Annotated in this window: 18 protein-coding genes; 9 read left to right on the top strand and 9 right to left on the bottom strand. The window is 41.4% G+C overall.

Features of this window, described 5'->3' with window-relative positions; translation table 11 throughout:
• The first annotated feature begins 13 nt into the window (after positions 1 to 13).
• The 3 genes from AC1DVK_RS14100 (at position 14) to AC1DVK_RS14090 (ending at position 5,724) form a co-directional block, all read left to right on the top strand.
• The gene (locus AC1DVK_RS14100; protein WP_477626732.1) at positions 14 to 1,039 is read left to right on the top strand and encodes a WxLIP family cell surface protein; all 1,026 of its coding nucleotides are present in this window, start codon (positions 14 to 16) and stop codon (positions 1,037 to 1,039) included.
• Positions 1,026 to 3,365, top strand: a complete 2,340-nt coding sequence (locus tag AC1DVK_RS14095) for an L-type lectin-domain containing protein (RefSeq protein ID WP_477626731.1) — start codon at positions 1,026 to 1,028, stop codon at positions 3,363 to 3,365. The genes AC1DVK_RS14100 and AC1DVK_RS14095 overlap by 14 nt, the downstream gene beginning before the upstream one ends.
• An 856-nt stretch (positions 3,366 to 4,221) precedes the next feature.
• Positions 4,222 to 5,724: a BglG family transcription antiterminator gene (locus AC1DVK_RS14090; RefSeq protein WP_477626730.1), complete on the top strand. Its 1,503-nt coding sequence runs from the start codon at positions 4,222 to 4,224 to the stop codon at positions 5,722 to 5,724.
• Between the two features lie 385 nt (positions 5,725 to 6,109).
• Here AC1DVK_RS14090 and AC1DVK_RS14085 read toward each other — a convergent pair whose 3' ends face one another.
• A complete protein-coding gene (locus AC1DVK_RS14085) occupies positions 6,110 to 6,301 on the bottom strand; it encodes a GNAT family N-acetyltransferase (protein ID WP_289319646.1) in 192 nt (63 codons plus the stop codon).
• A gap of 169 nt (positions 6,302 to 6,470) precedes the next feature.
• On the opposite strand from AC1DVK_RS14085, the gene AC1DVK_RS14080 reads away from it, so the two are divergent.
• Both AC1DVK_RS14080 and AC1DVK_RS14075 read left to right on the top strand, forming a co-directional pair.
• Complete coding sequence (locus AC1DVK_RS14080; protein WP_100298038.1) at positions 6,471 to 6,617, top strand: hypothetical protein; 147 nt, start codon at positions 6,471 to 6,473, stop codon at positions 6,615 to 6,617.
• A 115-nt stretch (positions 6,618 to 6,732) separates the two neighbouring features.
• Positions 6,733 to 7,698, top strand: coding sequence for a quinone oxidoreductase family protein (locus AC1DVK_RS14075; RefSeq protein ID WP_477626729.1), 966 nt, complete (start codon positions 6,733 to 6,735; stop codon positions 7,696 to 7,698).
• Between the two features lie 544 nt (positions 7,699 to 8,242).
• Here the strand turns inward: AC1DVK_RS14075 and AC1DVK_RS14070 are convergent.
• A complete protein-coding gene (locus tag AC1DVK_RS14070; protein WP_477626728.1) occupies positions 8,243 to 9,634 on the bottom strand; it encodes a hypothetical protein in 1,392 nt (463 codons plus the stop codon).
• 239 nt (positions 9,635 to 9,873) lie between these two features.
• On the opposite strand from AC1DVK_RS14070, the gene AC1DVK_RS14065 reads away from it, so the two are divergent.
• On the top strand, positions 9,874 to 11,634 hold the full coding sequence (locus tag AC1DVK_RS14065) for a hypothetical protein (protein WP_289319650.1): 1,761 nt from the start codon (positions 9,874 to 9,876) through the stop codon (positions 11,632 to 11,634).
• Positions 11,635 to 11,718: 84 nt separating this feature from the next.
• On the opposite strand, the gene AC1DVK_RS14060 is transcribed toward AC1DVK_RS14065, so the two are convergent.
• Positions 11,719 to 12,411 carry an FHA domain-containing protein gene (locus tag AC1DVK_RS14060; protein WP_477626727.1) on the bottom strand — a complete coding sequence of 231 codons (693 nt, stop codon included), beginning with the start codon at positions 12,409 to 12,411 and terminating at the stop codon, positions 11,719 to 11,721.
• Positions 12,412 to 12,587: 176 nt separating this feature from the next.
• Here AC1DVK_RS14060 and AC1DVK_RS14055 point away from each other — a divergent pair, with 176 nt between their 5' ends.
• Complete coding sequence (locus AC1DVK_RS14055) at positions 12,588 to 12,758, top strand: hypothetical protein (RefSeq protein ID WP_477626726.1); 171 nt, start codon at positions 12,588 to 12,590, stop codon at positions 12,756 to 12,758.
• A gap of 481 nt (positions 12,759 to 13,239) precedes the next feature.
• Positions 13,240 to 14,706 carry a protein adenylyltransferase SelO gene (locus AC1DVK_RS14050; protein ID WP_477626725.1) on the top strand — a complete coding sequence of 489 codons (1,467 nt, stop codon included), beginning with the start codon at positions 13,240 to 13,242 and terminating at the stop codon, positions 14,704 to 14,706.
• An 81-nt stretch (positions 14,707 to 14,787) separates the two neighbouring features.
• Here AC1DVK_RS14050 and AC1DVK_RS14045 read toward each other — a convergent pair whose 3' ends face one another.
• Entirely contained in the window at positions 14,788 to 15,216 is a 429-nt protein-coding gene (locus AC1DVK_RS14045; RefSeq protein WP_410861570.1) for a MarR family winged helix-turn-helix transcriptional regulator, read from the bottom strand.
• A gap of 120 nt (positions 15,217 to 15,336) precedes the next feature.
• On the opposite strand from AC1DVK_RS14045, the gene AC1DVK_RS14040 reads away from it, so the two are divergent.
• The gene (locus AC1DVK_RS14040; RefSeq protein WP_477626724.1) at positions 15,337 to 15,924 is read left to right on the top strand and encodes an NAD(P)H-dependent oxidoreductase; all 588 of its coding nucleotides are present in this window, start codon (positions 15,337 to 15,339) and stop codon (positions 15,922 to 15,924) included.
• 448 nt (positions 15,925 to 16,372) lie between these two features.
• Here AC1DVK_RS14040 and AC1DVK_RS14035 read toward each other — a convergent pair whose 3' ends face one another.
• The 5 genes from AC1DVK_RS14035 to AC1DVK_RS14015 form a co-directional block, all read right to left on the bottom strand.
• The gene (locus tag AC1DVK_RS14035) at positions 16,373 to 17,701 is read right to left on the bottom strand and encodes an SLC5/6 family protein (protein WP_477626723.1); all 1,329 of its coding nucleotides are present in this window, start codon (positions 17,699 to 17,701) and stop codon (positions 16,373 to 16,375) included.
• A 3-nt stretch (positions 17,702 to 17,704) separates the two neighbouring features.
• The gene (locus AC1DVK_RS14030) at positions 17,705 to 18,403 is read right to left on the bottom strand and encodes an AraC family transcriptional regulator (protein ID WP_061464903.1); all 699 of its coding nucleotides are present in this window, start codon (positions 18,401 to 18,403) and stop codon (positions 17,705 to 17,707) included.
• Entirely contained in the window at positions 18,400 to 19,167 is a 768-nt protein-coding gene (locus AC1DVK_RS14025) for a sensor histidine kinase (protein ID WP_477626722.1), read from the bottom strand. Before AC1DVK_RS14025 ends, AC1DVK_RS14030 begins: the two co-directional genes overlap by 4 nt.
• An 88-nt stretch (positions 19,168 to 19,255) precedes the next feature.
• Positions 19,256 to 20,242 carry an ABC transporter ATP-binding protein gene (locus AC1DVK_RS14020; RefSeq protein WP_061466203.1) on the bottom strand — a complete coding sequence of 329 codons (987 nt, stop codon included), beginning with the start codon at positions 20,240 to 20,242 and terminating at the stop codon, positions 19,256 to 19,258.
• The gene (locus tag AC1DVK_RS14015; RefSeq protein ID WP_410861566.1) at positions 20,242 to 21,267 is read right to left on the bottom strand and encodes an ABC transporter ATP-binding protein; all 1,026 of its coding nucleotides are present in this window, start codon (positions 21,265 to 21,267) and stop codon (positions 20,242 to 20,244) included. The genes AC1DVK_RS14020 and AC1DVK_RS14015 overlap by 1 nt, the downstream gene beginning before the upstream one ends.
• Positions 21,268 to 21,272 lie beyond the last annotated feature (5 nt).

Raw genomic sequence — 21,272 nt, 5'->3', positions numbered from 1 at the left:
GAGGGGGATATAGATGAAAAAAGGGCTATTTATTTTGATTGTGTCCTTATTGATTGGGTTAGGAATCATTTCCCAGAATGAAACAGCCTTTGCTGGGACCATGGAATATTCAATCAAGGCCAATATTCCAAAAAACCAAATCAATAAGAAGTTGACTTACTTTGACTTGTATATGAAACCGGGGGCCGAACAAACGATATCTTTAACAGTGAAGAATAACTCGAGTGAAAAAATCGACTTAATGATTGAACCGAATACAGCCGTAACCAATCAAAATGGAGTGATTGATTACAGTAAAAATAATCAAAAAAAAGATCGTTCATTAAAGTATGCATTTTCTGATCTCATTTCCCCAAAACAAAAAGTAACGTTAAAAGGAAATCAAACGAAAAAAGTGCCTTTTACGATTCAAATGCCAGATGAACCATTTGATGGAGTGATTTTGGGTGGATTCTATGTGTACGAAATAAATCAAGGCGCCAAAAAACAAGAAGATGATAATGTTCAAATCAACAATGAATTTTCGTATGTGATTGGCGTCAAATTGACCGAAACGGATAAAAGGGTAAAACCCAATCTAAAGTTAAATAAAGTTCAAGCAGGATTGATGAACTATCGCACAGTGGTGACTGCGAATCTGCAAAACACGGAAGCTATGATTGTCAATAACTTGGAAGTGAATGCTCGAATTACGAAAGAAGGAAACAGGAAGATTCTTCACTCTTCAGAGAAGAATGGCGTATCCATGGCACCGAATTCTAATTTCGATTTTCCTATTAGCTGGGATAATCAAGCGTTAGAGCCTGGCAAATACCATATATATATAACGGCAAAAGACGGAGATCAAACCTGGAAATTTGACAAAATGTTTGAGATTAAAGGTGATGATTCAAAGAAATTAAATAAAGAAGCAGTTGAATTGGAAAAAGACTATACACTTATTTTTGCAGGGATCGGCGTGCTAATTGCGGTATTAATCATACTGGTCATTATTCTACTAAGAAGGAAAAAAAGCGGGGAAAAGCATGAAGAAGAGTAAAATATTCACTAGAATCACTTTCTCATTTCTCATTATTATGGGCTTGTTTTTTTCAAGTCTTCAATGGCTGGATCCAGTGGAATCCATTAAAGTGGAGGCAGCCGGTCCATTAGAAGATAATCCTCCATCCGGTATTATATTGGATGGCCTATTTACCACTCCATCAACAGGATCAAATAGCTCCATCATTAACAGTTATCTGGTTTCAGTAACCCCTGGAACCACAAATCAAAAGGGGGCAATTTGGTCAATCGACGATCTTAAAATGGATTTGACCAAAGATTTTACAGCCTCTATGTATTTGTATTTTGGGAATAATGGGGATAATGCGGCAGATGGTATGGCATTTGTGATGCATAATGATTCAAGAGGTGTAAATGCTATAGCAAAATCTGGGGCAAGCTTGGGGGTTTGGGCAGACGAAGGCTATAATGGATCGAAAACATCTGGCATTCAAAAAAGTTTTGCTGTTGAGTTTGATACCTATAAAAATAACGGTGATACTAGCTATTTTGATACTAATGTTAACGATGACCATGTTGCATGGGGGTATCCAGGGAAAGCTGATACTTATATAGATTATTCCGTTGGTGTTTGGCCGGTACAAAGTAATAGGAGAACCATGAAACATAATAACGTAGAGGGTAATACTGGCGTTCAGTATCCTGGTCTGTTATCAAATGGTACATGGCGTAAATTCGAAGTGAGATGGGATGCTGCAAGCCAAGCACTCACGTATCAATTAGAAGGAGTAAATCCAGTTACAGTTGCTGTAAATGCACAAGATGTTTTTGGCTCTACAAAAGTTTATTGGGGATTCACTGGTTCAACAGGCCCTACTTACAAGCAAACCAATCGTGTCGCTTTTGATGAAATACCGGATTTAGTAAATGCAGAAGTTGAGCAAACGATAACGAGACAGGATGATTCTGTTGTTGGAGAGGGCTCTTCAGTTTTTAAAGGTGATGTATTAACCTATACGCTTTATGCGAAATATAACGGCGGTTTACAAAATTGGAAAAATATCATCTTGAACACGGTCTTGAATGATCATGTTACGTTTATCCCAGGCTCCATGACATTGACAACCTCTGGTGAGACTGCCGCATTAGATGATAATTCGTGGTCAGGTCAATCGCTGGCACTTAGTATTCCAAATATGGATTCCACTAAAAATGCAGCGACGGTCACTTTTCAAGTGAAAGTAAATGCAACAACGGAAGCTGCCTCAGTTACCGAAACAGCTAGGTTTAATGGAGATAACATGGTGATTGATACTAATTCGATTGATTATGTAATCCAGCCTAATCAAGTACCGGAAGTGGCAATAAATGACGCTGGCCCTGTTTACGTATCCGAAGGTGAAGATTATGAAGTGACAGGAACCTGGAAAGACAGTGATGATTCTAAAGGCACTTTTTACTATGAATTGAATTCAGAGGAAATCCAATCTGAAGAAAAAGAGAAAGATGTGTCTTCCGATAGTGCCGACTGGAGTTTTCTCCTTGCAAAAGACCAATTAAATATGGGGGAAAACACTTTTGAAGTGTATGTAACGGATGAAAATGGAGCAAAGTCCAATGTAGCAACACTAAAAATCATTGTTGTAGAACCGCCATCTCTTACACTTGTTGATGCTGATACGGAAATATCTATTGATTTAGGAAGTGGCTACACAATAAAAGGGACATGGAGTGACGCAGATAGTGACAAAGTGGACCTATACTATGTGTTGGATAAAGGTGAGCCAATTAAATTTGCATCTGGTGCAGCAAATGTTGCTGATAAAGGGGAAGAAGTCAGATACGAGCATACCATTCCAGCAGATGAATTATCAGTAGGGACACATACTGTATATGTTTACAGTGTGGATGATACTGGCAGGCGATCAAACGTGGAAAAACTCACCTTGAACGTCATTGGACAAGTTAGTTTCACCAATGTCGCTACGGATGTTAGTTTTGTAGACATGGAAATTCCAAATCAACCGACATTTGCAAAACGAAATTCCGATTGGGATATTCGCGTGAAGGATACTCGTGGTACCGGCAGTTCGTGGCGGCTGACGGCTACTTTAAGTGAAGATTTTTCTGATGGAGCCGGACATTATTTATTAGATGCCTTAACTTTTGTTGATGAATTTGGAAAAGAAGAAAAAATGTTACTAGGAGTTGCCATGAATGTTTTTGAACATACAACCAAAAGTATGGATGAGATATCCATACAGTGGCGAGAAAATCAGGGGATATTATTAAAAATGGAACCTTTTGTCTATATAGGTGATTATCAGGGCAGGATTAAATGGAATTTAGTGGATGCGCCATGAAAAAAAACCTATGGCTAATCATTTTTTAGATGATCGAATAAACCCCGATCAATCCGTGTTCTTCTCCTTTTTTAAAGTGACGATAAGTCAATTTAAATTGAACAAGCCGAAGCTGAAAGAACATTGGCTATCGTTTGAATGGACGACTTTACAAGGCTCAAGGGATGTCCAATACGTAGCTAGCTAAAACAGCCTATCCGTTAACCCATCCGTGCTTATGATTGGTGTCTAGTTAAAATCGGGCAAGTGTACCTGGTAAAATGCTCGGTTTCGCTTTTTCTTTTACACTGGCTCTTAATAGACACCTCATTTTCGTTTTAACAAGTTGGTAAGTCATTCGATGCATACTGGCTTCCTGTAAACGTGAATGAGGCCTTTTTTTGTATATTCCTTTTCTAACGAAGTGAGTACAGGAAAACTGTATAGCCCTTATGATCGTTGTGGAAGCCGTAGACCCTTCAAAATAGGTCAATATTGGTTTCCTTTTTCTTACATATATATCATTGCTGGCGCTTCTCTAAAACGTTCATAGCACTTAGTTCCGGAGAAAGGTTTTAAAAGTCTCTTTCATTATGATCTTTAAACATTTAATCCAATTATTTAGATTCGGGTTTGGAATAGAGGATTCTTTTTCTTCGAACTACAAATTTAACAGCAGAAAATCATAATAATGACCTTATCGGGGAGAGTTCAAAAGCGGTATATACCAATTCATATTTGAACTAGTGTTCCAAAAAAGAAAAGGTTTAGATGAAAACGGGACCATTTAGGGAGTTTACTAAAGTATTTAATGGGTAAAGGGTAAGTGGGTTTAGGGCTAATGTCTTATTAAGTGGACAGGTAAAGAGGTGATAGTATGAATCGATTTTATAAACGTTATTCAGACGTGATTTTTCATTTATTTAAGGATAATAAATGGAGTAACTTAGCTGAATTATCCGATAAAACAGGGTATTCAAAAAGTACAATCCGACGTGATTTAAAATTCCTGGAGACTTTAATCCCCGAGGGATGGGGTTTTGAGAAAAGTGAAAGTCTTGGAATATGTCTTATTAAACCTGAAAATGGTACTTTAGAAAATTTATTGGTGCAAATAAGAGAAAAGAATTCCTATTTTCACATATTAAAGTTAATTCTTTTGAATGATGGTGTTGATATTTCACAGATTTCTCAAGAGGTGCATATTAGTCGTTCCACCGCATATCGTCACCTTGAAAAATTACAGGAGGTAGTACGGGAAGCAGGTGTAAACTTAACTGCTAGCCCATTCAAATTAGTAGGGGAAGAAAAGAAAATCCGGCGCTTTATCATGCAAAATTTGGATTTTGCGACATTGGAAACCTATACAGATAAAGATTCTCTCGATGAAAAGGAATTTCAAACAACGTTACTTCATTTGTTTTCGAAATATTCGATGTCATTTCGGACTGGTGCTTTACACCGACTTACAATGATTTTATATATATCTAATCTTCGTGTTACTATGGGGTATTTTGTTTCCTATCCAAAATCAGTCTTAATGAATTACGAAGGCAGTAAGTATTTTGATTTCTCTAAAGAACTAGGACATTATATGGAAAGATGCCCCACACGAGATATCCAACTTCAGGAAATATTTTACTTATCGATTTATCTCATGAGTGAGGAAAAACCAGTTAATAGATCACAACATCTTCGATACCTTCGAAACAGAATGAAAAGTAAACAAGGGTTTCCGTTGACTCAATTTTTGGATTCCCTTTCTGAATATGTTTGTTTTAATCTATCACAAGATGATATCTTCCTGTTCCATTTATACCAAACATTAAAGAGAATTTCACTTGAAACAGAATTTGAAATGGAGACTGTAAGGAATTCCATGTTACAATATCTTCCCTATTATGAATATAATCCAATTTTTCAGACCATAGAGAAGCTGGCTACCAAATCTTTCTTGACAGTGCCGCTTAAATTTAAGAAACTGGATGTTTTGGAAATATTCTCACTCCTTCAGGCAGCCATTCTGCGAAATAAGAATCAACACACAATAATAGTTGCTTTAGTTTGTCGTACATATACCGAAAAAGATTATATAAGGGAGGTTTTAAAGTATCACTACGGAAATCAGGTGAGGATTTCAACATTCGATCCCTCCAGCAAAGAATTGATTTACAAGTATGAAGAGATTGATTTAATCATTTCGACGGAAGAAGACATTATCGGATTTCAGAAAATTCCAGTAATTATGGTATCCTCTTTTCCAACTCCATCGGAATTAATGCAAATTAAACAATTTTTTGAAGATCATTTTTTTGACCAATTCAGTATGGACCCAGGATTGGTTTATCCATATGAAAAAATGAATGCCGTTGTTAAATGATTCACTGTGCAGAAAAAACAACTTGACTTTAACTACCAACGGCAGGAAACAGTTGGTATAGTGAGGAACCTAAGTATATCCGTTTCTGGGGTACTCTCTCTTTACCTAGGGGTTTACTTCAGCAAGGAATGGACATATGTATCATGAGGGAGCCTCTTTGATACATATAACTTCTGAATATTCCTTCCTGGATGAAACCAAAGCTGATCGCTTGATGGCAGGTTTCCCAGAGAAACAACCGCGCCGATGCAAGGCCGTTGAAACCTAAGCGATTATTTCTTTAACAGCCTCTTACGCATATCCTTTGCGCCAATGTGCTGGACTGACCTCATATCCTATTTCCGCCCGTCTGTATTAGGGACCGTGGGCATGAAAACCGAATGTACTATCGAATCACCCGTTTTTCAAGATAGTTTTTCGCAAAAGAAGCTACAATATCCTTCGCCTGTCCGATATTTTTCAATGAATCCTGACCGTAAAAGCGGGTGACTTCATCTTTTGATAAACATTGGAAGATAGTTTCCGCATCACTTTCACGAATTTCCCGTAATCTTTTCGTGTACAATACAGGAAACATATGATTCCCTCCCCATTTATCCATTTTAATGATTCTGTTTCTTTGATGGTTTTTCCTTTATTATGAAGTGCCTATTTTGCCGGTATTTTCGGGAATAATCGGACAAGCTAACATTAGCACGTATTAAACAGCTCAAGTTAAATAGCATTGGATGAAGGGGAGATAGATCATGGGAAAAAAACATCGCAACCGTATCGCTTCACCGAAAAAGAATAACCATATTCCGAAAGCGGACATCATTGCAGAACATGAAGCACATGGTAAGGAATATTCTGCGAATAAACGAAAGAACGGCCCTGGCTCCAATACAGATTGAGTAAACTTATTGACTGCTCTAGCCTTTAAGGGAGAGCGGTCATTTGTGTTTCTTGCCATCAAACGGTTCATCCTATATCTTTAAGAAAGAAGAACCATTGAAGGGAGTTAGGATGATGAAAGCACTTGTCTTTGATGATTTCGGCGGGCCAGAAGTTCTGTCTGTAAGAGAAATTGCAGAACCTGAACATTCAAGATCAGCCGTGATCGTTCGAATGAAAGCGATCGGCTTGAATTTTGCTGATGTATATAGAAGGAAAGGGAATTATCATTTGGTGGGTGATCCCCCATTTATTTTGGGTTATGAAGGGGCGGGGGTCATCGAATATGTCGGGGAAGATGTCCATCATGTGAAAGCAGGTGATCGTGTCGGGTTTGCTGATGTTCCCCATGCCAATGCGGAGCTGGTTTCGGTTCCAGCAGATAAACTGCTGCCGTTGCCTGAGGGCATTTCCTTTGAAACGGCCGCTTCCGTTTTACTGCAAGGATTGACTGCCCAATATCTAACTCATGACAGCTATCCAGTTAAAGACGGAGAAACCATTCTGGTCCACGCCGCTGCAGGCGGAGTCGGCCAATTACTGACACAGATGATCAGGATGAAGGGCGGTCAGGTCATTGGCTTGACATCAACAAAGGATAAAACGGCTGTTGCCAAACAAAAGGGTGCCGATCATGTTTTCCTTTACGGATCGGACTGGATGAATTCCATTAAGGAAGTAACCGGAGGTAAGGGCGTTGATGTCGTTTATGAATCAGTAGGCCAAACCTTGCTGAATAGTTTCGAGGCAACAAGGACTGGAGGGACTGTCGTTTTCTTTGGTATGGCAGGCGGCGATCCGGAGAAAATCGATCCAAGGATGTTAATGGATACATCCAAAGCATTAATAGGTGGAGACCTCTGGAATGTCTTGACTTCCCATGAAGAAAGGAAAAGAAGAACAGCAGAGTTGTTTGAATGGATCATGGCAGGAAAAATCTTCGTTGAAGAACCGACTCTTTTTTCGCTGGAAAATGGGGCTGATGCACATAGACTTCTTGAAAGCAGGAAAAGTACAGGGAAAATATTATTAATACCATAAAAAGGTATAAGGGCTTTCCATTCTAAATGGTGGGGCCTTTTTATTTTAGGCTGTTTTCAAATACTATGTTGCTATTTAACAGGTAGTGAGTTGTGGTTGATTTCCCCTCCAGATGCTCGCTTTCCGCGGGAGTCTCGCACTTCCGCTCCAATCAACCTTAAATAGTTTCGTTTTAAAAACAACAATCTTTACGAAAAGAGCCTTATTTTAAAAGAGCCTACTGCACTCAACACCTTATTCATACTGATGATCAGAAACTTTTTCAGTTCCTTTATATAGGCCCATTTTTAGACCCTTTGATAACTTATATGTTTCAGCCCATGCCATTAGAGGGGCTAAGGCCTGTTGTCAAAACAACCTGCTGACCAAGTTCCCTTATCCACAAGACCATTATGCAACACACGAATTCAGAGGAGAAATCCACAGAGGGCCATCCCAAAACCACAATCGTCATTCTGCAATTCACAGTCGGCCTTCGTCCCCAAAGAAGGCAAAAAAAAGAGAACGGATCCGTTCTCTTGGAAAACATATGACATATGTGATTTTAAGAGGAAATGGAGAGAACATCCAGACGCTTCTTTTGGATCGCGAAATAGGATTGGAGGGTTTCCTTTTTCTTTGAAAGAGAAAAGTTCCGGATAGCCGGGGCCACTGCATGATTGCCGAATTTAAGGGCCAAGGTCAACAGCCTGTCCAACTGGCCATATGTATCGTTTCTAATGCGCGCCATATACTCGGCAGCGACCTGCTTATCATCATCAGTACTTTTCTTTTTTCCTTCTGCCCGAAATTCTTCGGTCACAGTCTTTACACGGGAAATGAGCCATGTTTCGCACCAGTCGTTCAGCACATGGCGGATGAATTCTGCTTGATGGTGCTTTTGGAGAATGGGCTCGATATGTTCAGCCATTTCCAAATCATTCACTTCCCGGCAGAGAGCCTTCTCGGAAATATTTCTATGAAAATGAGCGCGTTCAAGCAGGCTTTTGATGGATTCTGCCTGGTGGGCATACTTGACCATCTGTTCCAATGTTTCGTTGTAAATGATCTTGCTTAAATAAGCAGAGGCCTGTTTTGGGGCAAGAAGTAACTGCTTATTGGCAGGAAGCGCCTGGCCAAACTTCTTAAGAGAATGAGAATAGACGAAACGGGCTAACTTCTGCAGTTCCTTTTGGATATCATTGGAGATGGTTGTCGCTTCTTGTAGAAATGAACGAAAAATATATTTGCCGACCCTTTCCAATTCCCTGCATACAGAGTCATTGATATGCCCAAGGTAGCCAGAGTTAAAAATCGTTCTCCGCAACAATGTCCGTTCCGCCCTATTTTCTTTATACTGCTCCAAGACACCTTCGGTAAAGGTGAACACGAGAACTTCTTTCTTTGAAAATGCCCTGCTTGCAAAAGAAATCGTCACTAAATGGCCTAAAGCGTCATGGATTGCATCGATTGCATCCAATAAGCGCTGCCTTGTGAATAGCGAGCTGGAATCAGGGACGATTTCACTATAATCAAATAGTACTGACTCAGACTTCAAAACAGACATTCGGAAAGCACCCATAAGCAGCAGCCGTTTTCCATGAATCGTTAAGGATTTGAAAGCATCGCTATAAAAGAAACGGTATTTCTTGCAATAACGGTCAGTCTTCCTGTTATAACCAAGATTACTTGCGGGACCAAGGTTAAACTTATAAAGGATATCTTCACCTTGAGGAACAGGCACAAACACTTTTTTTAGAGATCCTTGTGGTGCGGTGAATTTATTGATGATCTGCCTTAAGTACTTTTCTGTCGTTCCGACTCCTCGGGCCATCATATGAAGCGGGCTCTGGATGACCCCGTCCCAATCACTGTGGAGCAAGGCGTACAAACACGTATCGAATTCAGTGGAAGATACATTTCTTAATAGGTATTGGTAAGTTTCTTCATATATCATAAGGCATCCATCCTTTTCTAGAATCTATATAAACATTGAATCGATAAAAGTAGCATCGTTGGAGTAAATAGTTTTGGAAGTTTTATGATATGGATGAAATATTATTTCGATATATTTTGAAAATAGTAAATTAGTTGCACAAAAGTGATAAAATGGTTAAATGGGAACATACATGACAAGGAGAGATATTTAAAACCATGATACTTTCACTACTCGTTTTCATCTTAAAAGGGATTTTTATGAAAATACCATTTGCCATATTGGGACTTTCCTTGATTCCGCAGAGATGGACAAACGCAATCACCAAAAAGGATATATCCTTTTTCATTGAACAGGTGCTAAGACTTTTAGTTTCTGCTGCCATATTGTTTTTCGTTATCGATATTATGCTATTGGATCTTACTGCCACTGCATTCTTTTCGAGTTTTGCCATCATTCTTGGGCTCATTCTCATCATTGATTCCAGAATGTATGTGTACAGTGCCAGGGAATCTTCAATAAACCGACGAAATCGGAGGGGAAATGAAGCTGAGAAGCAACCAAAAACACCTTGGAACGTACATTTCAACAGTTTGCTAGGTGTTGTTTTGATATTAGCTTGGGTCATCATGCTGTTTTACCCCATCACTTTTGCCGCAGATCTGCATGGCTGGACAAAGGTCGATAAGAAAAATGAGCTGGAAGAAGTTCAAGATATAAAAACCATGCCGCTTGTTACAGTGAAAATGGCAGATGCAAAAGGTGATGCAGCGATTAATAAAATAGAAAATGCATCATATTTCACTGAAGGCGAATACCGCCTAACCAATATTAATGATGAATTGACTTATACTTCACCAATTGAAATGGACGGATTTTTGAAAGCTGGGAAAGCGGTATACACGCCAGGTTATAATTTGATTTCTGCCGTATCGACGGATAAAGGGGCAAGTACGGTAAAAGGGAAGATGCTATATGCTCCCTCACAGTACCTCGATCATGATTTGGAAAGGACCATCCGCAAAGCATACCCGAATAAAATCATCCATGATTCATATTTGGAACCGAACGAAGACGGAAAGCCCTTCTTTGTAGCTTCAGTGGGACATTATTTGAAATACCGCAGCGGGCCCGCAGTGGACGGGGTAGTCGTAGTGAATCCTGAAACGGGGGACATGAAATACTATCCTTTAGGAAAAGAACCTGAATGGGTAGATCGAACATTCACATTGGAAACGGCCCTGGAATATTGGACCTACTGGGGGAAATACGTTCACGGGTGGAAAAACCAGTCCTTATTTGGGCCGAAGAAAGATGTCTTGATTCCAAATGAGGAAAATATGCAAGTCACATTCAACGAAAAAGGCGAATTGATTTATGTAGTGGACTTCACCAGGGCTAAATCAAAAGGAAACTCAAAAACCCTTGTAGGTTACGGTGTTTTCAATGCCAAAACCGGTGAAATGACGTACTACAAAGGCGTCACGTCCGTTCTAACTGGAAAGGAAGCAAAATCCAACGCCAATGCGAGTGAGTTTTTGTCTAAATATCCAGGCTGGAAAGCCACTAATGGAATTTTCTATACGATATACGGTGCGCCCACTTATGTCATCCCGGTTACAAAGGGCAGCAAGTTTCAAGGTGTGGCGATCGTGTATGCCAATAGCGATAACCCCCAAGTTGTCTTTGGGAAAACGAAAGACGAAGCTTTCCGGAATTATAAAAAGCTGATTGCATCTTTAGGGAAAGTCAGTGGTGTAACGCCTCAAAAAGGATTTGAGATGAAAGAAATAAAGGGGAAAGTTACAAGGATCAACGATGCCAATCTTTCCAATGGATACGTATTCTATTTAATCGTAGAAGGCAATGCCAAGAGATTCTCAGTGGACCCTGGAGTCAATGAGCTATCTGATGTTGTATTGACGAATGTAGGAGACCGGGTTGTACTGAAGGTGATGGATATGGAAGAAGACGTCGTTCCAGTCGATCAATTCACTAATCTGGACTTACCTAAGAAATAAAAGCATGATTGAAGCATGAAAAAAAGCATTGGGTATCAGCAATGCTTTTTTTCATGCCTGCATTTAGAGTTCGATTGATTAACATTACAGGTCCGATAGTTTGAATGAAAGGATGGATTTCATATAATATCCCTTTTGAATGACGGCTTTTATTACGAAGTGCCCATTTATCCGTTTCCGCACCCGGTACAGCAATGAAGCGATTTCTTCTGCCGTCACAATTTGCTCGGGATTACCGATTCTCTCGGGCCATACATGCTGGACAATCTCTTCTTTTGAGATTAGGTTGTCCAAATTCTCATAAAGCAACTTAAAGCAATCGAATTCCTTAGTAGGCATCTTAATGGGTGCTTCATCATTGATGATCACGGTCTGAAGGTGCTTATTGATAGCCACGATTTGCTGTATCTCCGGGTTCACCGGAGTGAAATCCCGTGTTAAATCGTTGTCGATGGAAATCATGAATTCAATCAATCCATTAATCAAAGTAATGGAATCCCCCGGTTCGATGAGGCAGGGATGGCCCGGAACGAGCGGCATCTGGTTCACGGAGGTCCCGTGTTTGCTTGCCAAATCCTCAATGAGAAGCTGTCCTTCCTCCATATAAATCCGGCAATGTTCCCTGGAAACGAAGTCATTGTAAAGCATGAAATCAGCTTTGGAGTGCTGGCTTGCACGGCCAATCAGCAGGCTTTTCCCTTCATAAACATAGGCGAAATCCTCGGTTTGGCCTTTGTGCAAGGTTCTCGATACAACCTTGAAAGTTTTATAGATCATTCACTTCATATCCCCTTAAGAGTCTGAATATTTAGATTATTTTTATAGATTTATCATTTTGGCTACATGGCTGTTTAGTGGGTTCAATTTTATAATTATAAATTATCATACGCTTACTTACTAACGAAAAATGAAAAAAATACAAATTAGGCACACAGCCATTATAACTTAAAGTAATGACGGATGAAGAAAGTAACTCTATTTTTGCTTGCCTTGACTGTCAGAGGGGTGCTTTTAAGGCGTTTCCTCAAAGCCGGCCAGGCAGGCACCGGAAGAAGTATGCGATGAAAATGTACCTTACGCTTGTGGAAAAGGAGTTGACCAAAGGTGAGTATGTGGAGAGATAGGATAAATGCCTTCAGTATCCTGCTGATGATCATTAGTATGATAGTATATATTATTTTTCCCCAGCCCTTTACCCTCAGTCTGTACTGTATATTTGGCATTGCCTTTATTAGCCTGACTTTACTGAATTAAGCATATCCTGGATTGGGGAGGGAAACGGGAAGGAAGAAGACAGAAAAGGTGGAGGAGGCATGACTGAATACATGACTCTTCCAGTGACGTTAATATAAAAATTCAGTGCCTGCCGGATCAACGGCAGGCTTTTTTCAAGCTCTAAATTACTAGAGGTACGCTATCCAAGATTTAATGATCATTATCATTCACCCATACTTTAAAAGAGCCATTTTTAATTGGAAACGGTATAATAAATTGGCAGAAGTAGACATTAATATGAACTGCCACTGAGTTTTATCGCGTGGATTAACTGAATCTCGAGAGAAAGAACCTTTATACAATAAAGTCAAAACAAGAAAAGGAGAAACCATGACAAATGAAACTGGATGGAATTTAGACAATAGTTATGCCCGGCTTCCGGAAAAATTTCACACGAGCACGAACCCGACTCCTGTACGTTCACCGGAGTTGATCATTCTCAATGAACGGGTGGCTGAATTCCTTGGTTTGGACGTTCAAAAGCTTCAAAGTGATGATGGCGTGGCGGTGTTTGCCGGAAACGAGCTTCCAGAGGGTGCTTCGCCTCTTGCCCAGGCTTACGCGGGGCATCAATTCGGGCATTTTAATATGTTAGGGGACGGCCGGGCGATATTGCTTGGCGAGCAGGTCTTATCCGAAGGCGAGAGGGTCGATATCCAGCTGAAGGGTCCGGGAAGAACGCCATATTCCCGCGGGGGCGATGGCCGGGCTGCACTTGGACCGATGCTGCGCGAATACATCATCAGCGAAGCGATGCACGGGCTCGGTATTCCTACCACCCGAAGTCTGGCAGTGGTTACGACCGGTGAAACGGTGATCCGTGAAACCGGGCTGCCTGGTGCCATCATGACCCGTGTGGCTTCGAGCCATCTTCGTGTCGGAACCTTTCAATTCGCTGCAAAATGGGGCACGGTCGAGGAACTCCGGACCATTGCCGACTATGCAATAAAGCGTCATTTTCCAGACATTGAAGCAGATGAAGCCGATGAAAGCCGTTATCTCTCGCTGCTGCAGGAAGTGGTCAAGCGTCAGGCTGAGCTCATTGCCCAATGGCAGCTGGTTGGCTTCATTCATGGGGTGATGAACACCGACAACATGACGATTAGCGGAGAAACCATCGATTATGGCCCTTGCGCCTTCATGGATGCCTATGACCCTGCAACAGTATTCAGTTCAATTGATACTCAAGGCCGCTATGCCTATGGTAACCAGCCGATAATTGGGGGTTGGAATCTTGCGCGATTCGCTGAATCCCTATTGCCGCTGTTACATGATGACCAAGATCAGGCCGTTACACTGGCCCAAGATAAGATTTCTGTTTTTAATGATCTGTATCACACTAATTGGTTAGCGGGAATGAGAGCAAAACTGGGGTTATTCAACGAAGAGACACAGGATGAAGCACTTATTAATGGCATTCTCAGTATGATGAAAAAGCATGGTGCCGACTATACCAATACCTTCCGTGCTTTGACCTTAGATAAGATGGCGGATACGGTCCTTTTCGGGACACCTGAATTCGCCCAGTGGCAAGAGCTCTGGTTGGCTAGACTAGGCAGGCAGAAGGAATCGAAGGAATCTTCGAATCAGTTGATGGAGAAAAGCAATCCTGCAGTGATTCCACGGAATCACCGGGTTGAAGAGGCATTGGAAGCGGCAGTGGAACAAGGGGACTACAGCGTGATGGAACGGCTTTTGGATGTTCTCTCAAACCCTTATGCACACTCTGATGAACAAGCCGAATACTCCACACTGCCTGCGTCAACAACGCCTTACCGAACCTTTTGCGGTACCTGATTATAATGGAGATTATGAAGGAGCTCCCGAGACTGAAGTTGATTCTTTGTCAACTTCAGTCTCGGGAGCCTTTTTGTTTATTTAGTAAAAAAGTTTAGTTTGAAGAATGTCCATTGCGCGCTCAATATCCGCTAAATCTTCCTTTGATGCCTGTTGCAGCCGGCTTTGGAAACGGGACTCCACGATTGCAAAAGCCTCGTTCATCATCGTTTCCCCCTCTTTGGAGAGGCGGATGTATTGTTTCCGTCTATCTTCCGGATCACTTATTTTTTCAATTAAATTCTTTTCGCTTAATTTTTTCAGTTCACGGCTCGTGTTAGGCATGGAGATGTGCTGACAGTCACTGATTTCACTTGGAGTGACAGGCTGACTGACTGTTATATATTCAAGAATGTGATATTGTACCGGCGTGATGGAATCGGGTTTGGCGTTTTGGGTCAATTCGTGTGTCACTTGATGTACGGAAGTTGTAAATGTGACCATTTTTTCAAAAAGAGCTTTTTTGTCCATAACTTTCACCTCTTACTGAGAAGATATCAAAAGTGTTATCAAAATACAATTATCATTTGACAACAAAAAAGGCGTTGTTATATTATTGTTATCAAATGATAAGTAAATAGGGGGAACGTCATGAACATGCTGGTCATTTACACATATCCAAATCATAAAAGTTTAAGCTATGCCTTTTTACAAAAAGTCATCAAGGGAAGTAAGGAGAACACCCACATAAAGGGGCTGCAGGTCTTGGATTTATATGAAGAGGGCTTTAATCCGCTCTTGGAGTTCAATGAGCATAAACGAAGGCGTGATATGCATCGTGATCCTCAGCTTGAAAAATATAGAAATCAAATTACTTGGGCCGATAAGATTGTCTTTGTTTATCCAATCTGGTGGGGGAGGCCTCCCGCAATGCTGATGGGATACATTGATCAATTATTTTCTTCGAATTTCGCCTACAGGGATAAAAAGGGATTGTTCCCAGAAGGCCTTCTTAAAGGAAAGTCGGTCGTATGTGTATCAACGATGAAGGGACCTGCAAAGTATCCGCTTCTCTGGTTGAATGATGCGCATAAAATCTTGATGAAAAGAGCGTTATTCAATTTTGTCGGAATCAAAAAAGTGAAGTTTTTCGAATTCGGTAATATGGAAAGCCCAAAGGGGAAACAAACCCAAAAGCTAGAAAAGGTTTATCGGTATTTCAGAAAGGTGGCAAGCTAAGTTATTACGTGATTGATAGAGGCACTTGATTTGGATATTTTGCGATGACCTTGATTTAAAGGGCAAGAGTCTTGATTGATTAAGATTAAAACTCCATAAAAACTAGATGATAATTGATTTTGCTTTCTTGATTTCCACTCCAGGCACTCGCTTTCCGCGGGCGGTCCGCCCGCGGCGCTTCTTGTGCCTGCGGAGTCTCCCTTGGACGCGCTTTTCTAAGCAGAAGTCCCGCACCTTCCGTTCAATTAACTTTGCTTTGAAATATAGATAAAATTTCTGGTTTGAATAAGGTTAGTTTCTCGAAAAGGTAGTTCCTATGCGAAATGCTTCATCTGTTTTTTAAACTTTGGGTTGCCGACATATGTCGGCAACTTTTCTTTTTTTATCGCTTTACATGTAACAGATTACATAGTTTGTTATGTAACCACTTAGCTGTGCAGCTTCGTAATCATTCCCGTTTTGTTTTCACTAACATCCATTTGTTCTTGATGAAGGTAAGGATCATACAAATCACTATGATCGTCAATGAAGCTAATCCACTTAACCATATGCTTTGGAATTCACTTACATAAGGCTTGATGATGTATGAGGCAACGATGGCCAGGACCGCGCTTATCGGTATGAAATCAGCGACTTTCCCTTTGCTGAATACGATAACAAGGATTGGAGCCAGCAATGCTGAATATACATTACCTGAATAAAATAAAAGCTCTAAAAGGTTTGGGGAATAGAAGAGCGTAGCTACGAAAACCAATCCTCCAATACAGGTTGCAAGAAGGCAGGCCATCCTTATTTTTTGCTGGTCGCTTTTTATCGTTTGAAAGGGTACAAGAATATTGGCTACGATCAGGCTTATCAATGAATGCAGGCAGGCACCGAATGTTGAGGTGATTGCACTGAAGGCACAGAGCACAAAAAGGATGAAAAAGAATGGTGTTGTTATCTTGTTTGCCAATCCAGCCAAAATCGAGTGTATGTCAGTGAAACCGCCCGTAAAGATAACCATGATGAACAGGGATGAAAAGGAGAGCGGGAATATGATCCATATAAGGCCAGATAAAGAGAATGTTAAGGGGACTTTTTTCAACTCTATCATAAATAATCGCTGCCATGATGTCAGGTCAAAGAAAAACTGGCCGAACCCGACAAGAAGTCCTGCAAAAAGAAAACTCCATAGATCATACTTATTGATTACGAGCATGTATGGATGGTATAAACGAATCCCATCATAAACAGGCTGAATCCCTTCTTTGACGAAAAAGTATAAAGGAATTAAGATAACGGCGGCAAACATGAAGACGACTTGAAAAGCTGCGAATCCATGAATGAGCTTTAACCCGCCGAAGCCAGCAAAAAGAACACAAAAACCGAAAAAAAAGAACAACCCGACATATAGCGGCGTATCGAAAAGAAACTGGCATAGGGTGGACGCTGCCATTCCCTGGATGAATAAAGTATATAAGCTGGTCATGACCAGGATCACGATCAATATCCAATATCCCAAAGGATGAAGCCTGGTTTTTAAATAGTCCCCGATGGTCAATCCCACTGGGAAATCCTGCCGGACCCTCTTCCCGATGAAGCTGAACATGAACAGGGCGATCGCTCCCATAAGAGCATAGCCGATCCCTCCGAAAACTCCATACTTCACCATCGATTCAGGGGAGGATAATATCGTGGTTCCTGTGACCCAGCGTGCCAGGAGGGAGATGATCCCTAAGCCCATGCCAATTTGAATGGGGCCTTGTACGTATTCTTGAAATGTACGTTGTCGCAATGTTCATTTTCCTTTCTCGCGGAACTCTTTGGGCGTGATTCCCTCTATCTTCCGGAATAAAGTGCTGAAATAATGCTGGCTATTGAAACCTGAGTTCTCAGCGACATCTGATATGCTCCAGCTGGTGTTATTGGTTAAGGCCCTTTTAGCCGCTTTTATTCTATATTGCATTATATATTCCGAAAAGGAAGTGCCGACTTCTTCATGGAATTTCCTGCTTAAATAAGTCGGGTTGGTATGCACTTCACGAGCGATATCCGAAAGGGAGAGTTTTTCAGCATAATTTTCATGTATGAATGAAAGAGAATGGTGAATCAGGGTTGAATAGTTATGGGAAGACTCCCTTTTATCATACCTGGATAGCACTTTCTGCAAATCGCTTTCTATTACAGGCTTCGTTAAATAATCAACCACGCCTATCCTTATGGATTGCTGGGCATAATCGAAACTTTGATGCGCGGTCACCATTATGATTTCCACTTCTTTGTTTAGTGCCCTTAGGTCTTCACCAAATTCAAGACCCGATCGCCCCGGGAGATTAATATCCAGGAAAGCGAGATTAATTTTATAATTTTGATTGAAGGTAAGTGCCTGACAGGCATCAGCAGCTTTATGAAACTTCCAAAAAGGATAAATGGACTGAATCATATATTCCATTTGTTCAAGGACCAATGGTTCGTCATCAACTAATAACACATTCATTCCGGGGCCGCCTCCTCCATTTTCTTATCATAAACAAGTGGCCATGATACCTCTACCTTTGTTCCCGATTCATTAGAAGATATATTCAATTGTGCACGGTCACTGAAATACAGATATAAACGTTTTTGGATATTATCCAGGCCATGGCCGCCTTCGTCAGTAACGGAAGATGCATTTCCCATTAATCCATTATCCGCCACTTCCAGATACACCATCTGCGAATCCCGATAGAACCGGATATGCAGAAGGGCTTCCCCCACTTTTTTTTCCAATCCGTGTTTAAACGAATTTTCCACTAAGGTCTGGAGAATGAAAGGGGGTACCAGTGCGATTGATAATGGGTTTGGGCAATCCATATCAATCTTAAGGCGGTCACCAAAACGTAGGGTCTGGATGTCGAGATAATGCTGGGTATACTGAATTTCCTGGGAAAGGGGGATTAATGGTTCTGAAGCTTTATATTTGAATTTCAAGAATTGTGAAAATGCCTCTAAGGCCCGTATCAATTCAGCCGTCCTGTTCAGGCGGGCCAAGCCCAAAATGACATTTAGTGTATTAAATAAAAAGTGGGGCTGGATTTGCTGGTTCAATTTATTATATTGTGCTTCTTGCAGTGCTTGCTCCAGGCGTATCTCTTTGTTTCTATTTTCAAGAAGGTCGATCCTTTTCTCGAATATGAATAAAAATAAAAGAGCGATAGCTCCCATGATGGGAGCTAAAATGAAGAGCATGATAATTAACGTGAATCCCTCGTAACTAAGCATGGAGAACCTCTGCTGGTTATATTTTTAAATTACTTGAATTATTCTGTTTATTAGTATCATACTAAAGACCCCTCCGGAAATCTACAACTTATGACACAATGTGACAGGCCACTTGATGATTTTGTGCTGAGAGCTTTAGCTCGGGTAACTGTGTTTTACAGATGTCCATCGCAAAAGGGCACCGTGTATGGAAGCGGCAGCCGCTAGGAGGATCGATGGGTGAGGGGACATCACCCGTTAATAGGATTCGTTCTCTTTCATGCACCGGATTCGGTACTGGGATGGCAGATAGCAATGCTCTCGTATATGGATGCTGCGGCTGTTCGAAAATGGACTTTTTATCTGCTATTTCGACTATCTTTCCGAGATACATGACCATTACGCGATCCGAGATATGCCTGACCACTCCCAAATCATGTGAGATGAAAAGAAAGGTAAGATCGAACTGTCGCTGTAAGGATTTTAATAGATTCAGTACTTGTGCTTGAATGGAGACATCAAGTGCAGATACAGCTTCGTCACAAATGATCAATTTTGGGTCTACTGCAAGAGCCCGCGCAATGCCGACCCGCTGTCTCTGGCCGCCGCTGAATTCGTGCGGGTATCTTTCCATGGACTCCGGTCTCAGCCCCACATGGCCCAATAATTCTTCAATCCTGCTCTTTCGTTTTTCTTTAGGCACCACATTTTGGATGGCCAAAGCTTCTCCGAGGATTTGCCCTATAGTCTGCCTAGGATTAAGAGAGGCAAATGGATCTTGAAAAATAACTTGCAAGTCCTTCCTGGTGCTCCTCATTTCTTTTTTTCCTAAACTGAGTAAATCCTTGTCCTGAAAGTGAATGCTCCCGCTTGTAGGTTCATCCAATCGAAGGATGGCCCTTCCGGTGGTCGATTTTCCGCAGCCTGATTCGCCCACTATGCTTAAGGTTTCACCCTGATAGATATGGAAGCTAATATCATCAACGGCTTTTACATGATTGACGGTTCTTCCGAAAAATCCACCCTTGATCGGAAAATATTGTTTCAATTGATCTACTTTAAGCAAAACCTTTTTCTCTGCAACTGGTACCCCCATCATAAAACCCCCACCTCCTCTTGATTGTTATAGTCCTTCTCCCATTGGGGGGTGAACATCCAGCAGCTGACCTGGGTGCTTGGGCCGGTTGCCTGGAGATCCGGTACGGCTTGTTCACAAATGCTCTTCTTATTTGCACAGCGGGGAGCAAAGCTGCAGCCTTTGGGCATGTTGTAAGGACTTGGAACAGTCCCGGGAATTGTAGTCAGTTCTTCCTGGTCCATATCCAATCGTGGAAGGGATTTTAATAAACCGATGGTGTATGGATGTTTTGGGTTTGTGAATATTTCCTTGGCCAACGTATATTCAACTATTTTTCCTGCGTACATGACGGCAACCCGGTCACAGGTTTCGTATACGACACCCAGATCATGAGTGATCAAAATGACTGCCGTCCCGAAATCCTTTTGCAGCGTCTTGATCAGTTCGAGGATTTGGGCCTGTATCGTCACATCCAGTGCCGTTGTAGGTTCATCCGCTATTAAAACCTCAGGGTGGCAGGCAAGTGCCATGGCAATCATGACCCTTTGCCTCATTCCGCCGCTTAGCTCATGCGGCTCCTGTTTTGCCCTTTTTTCAGGTGAGGGAATCCCGACGAGCCGAAGCATGTCGACGGCTTTGTTCCATGCTTCTTTTTTTCCCAGATTTTGATGGAGCCGGATGGCTTCTGCAATTTGCTCACCTGCTGAATATACGGGATTCAATGATGTCATCGGCTCTTGGAATATCATCGAAATTTCATTACCGCGTATAGATCGCATCTGTTTTTCAGTCTTCGTAAGCAGATCCTCCCCTTTAAAAAGGATGCTGCCCCCGGCAATCTTTCCAGGGGGCGATGGAATAAGCCTTAATAATGATAAGGATGTTATACTTTTACCACTTCCAGACTCCCCGACGATTCCGAGGGTTTCCCCTTTATTGAGGGAGAAACTGATTCCGTTGACTGCTTTACTCGTTCCTTCGTCAGTGAAAAAGTGGGTCTGCAGATTTTTTACCTCCAGTATTTTATCATCAACCTGTTTCATCATCC

Source organism: Peribacillus sp. P4_B1 (assembly GCF_056402395.1).
This window is presented reverse-complemented; position numbering and strand designations above follow the sequence as displayed.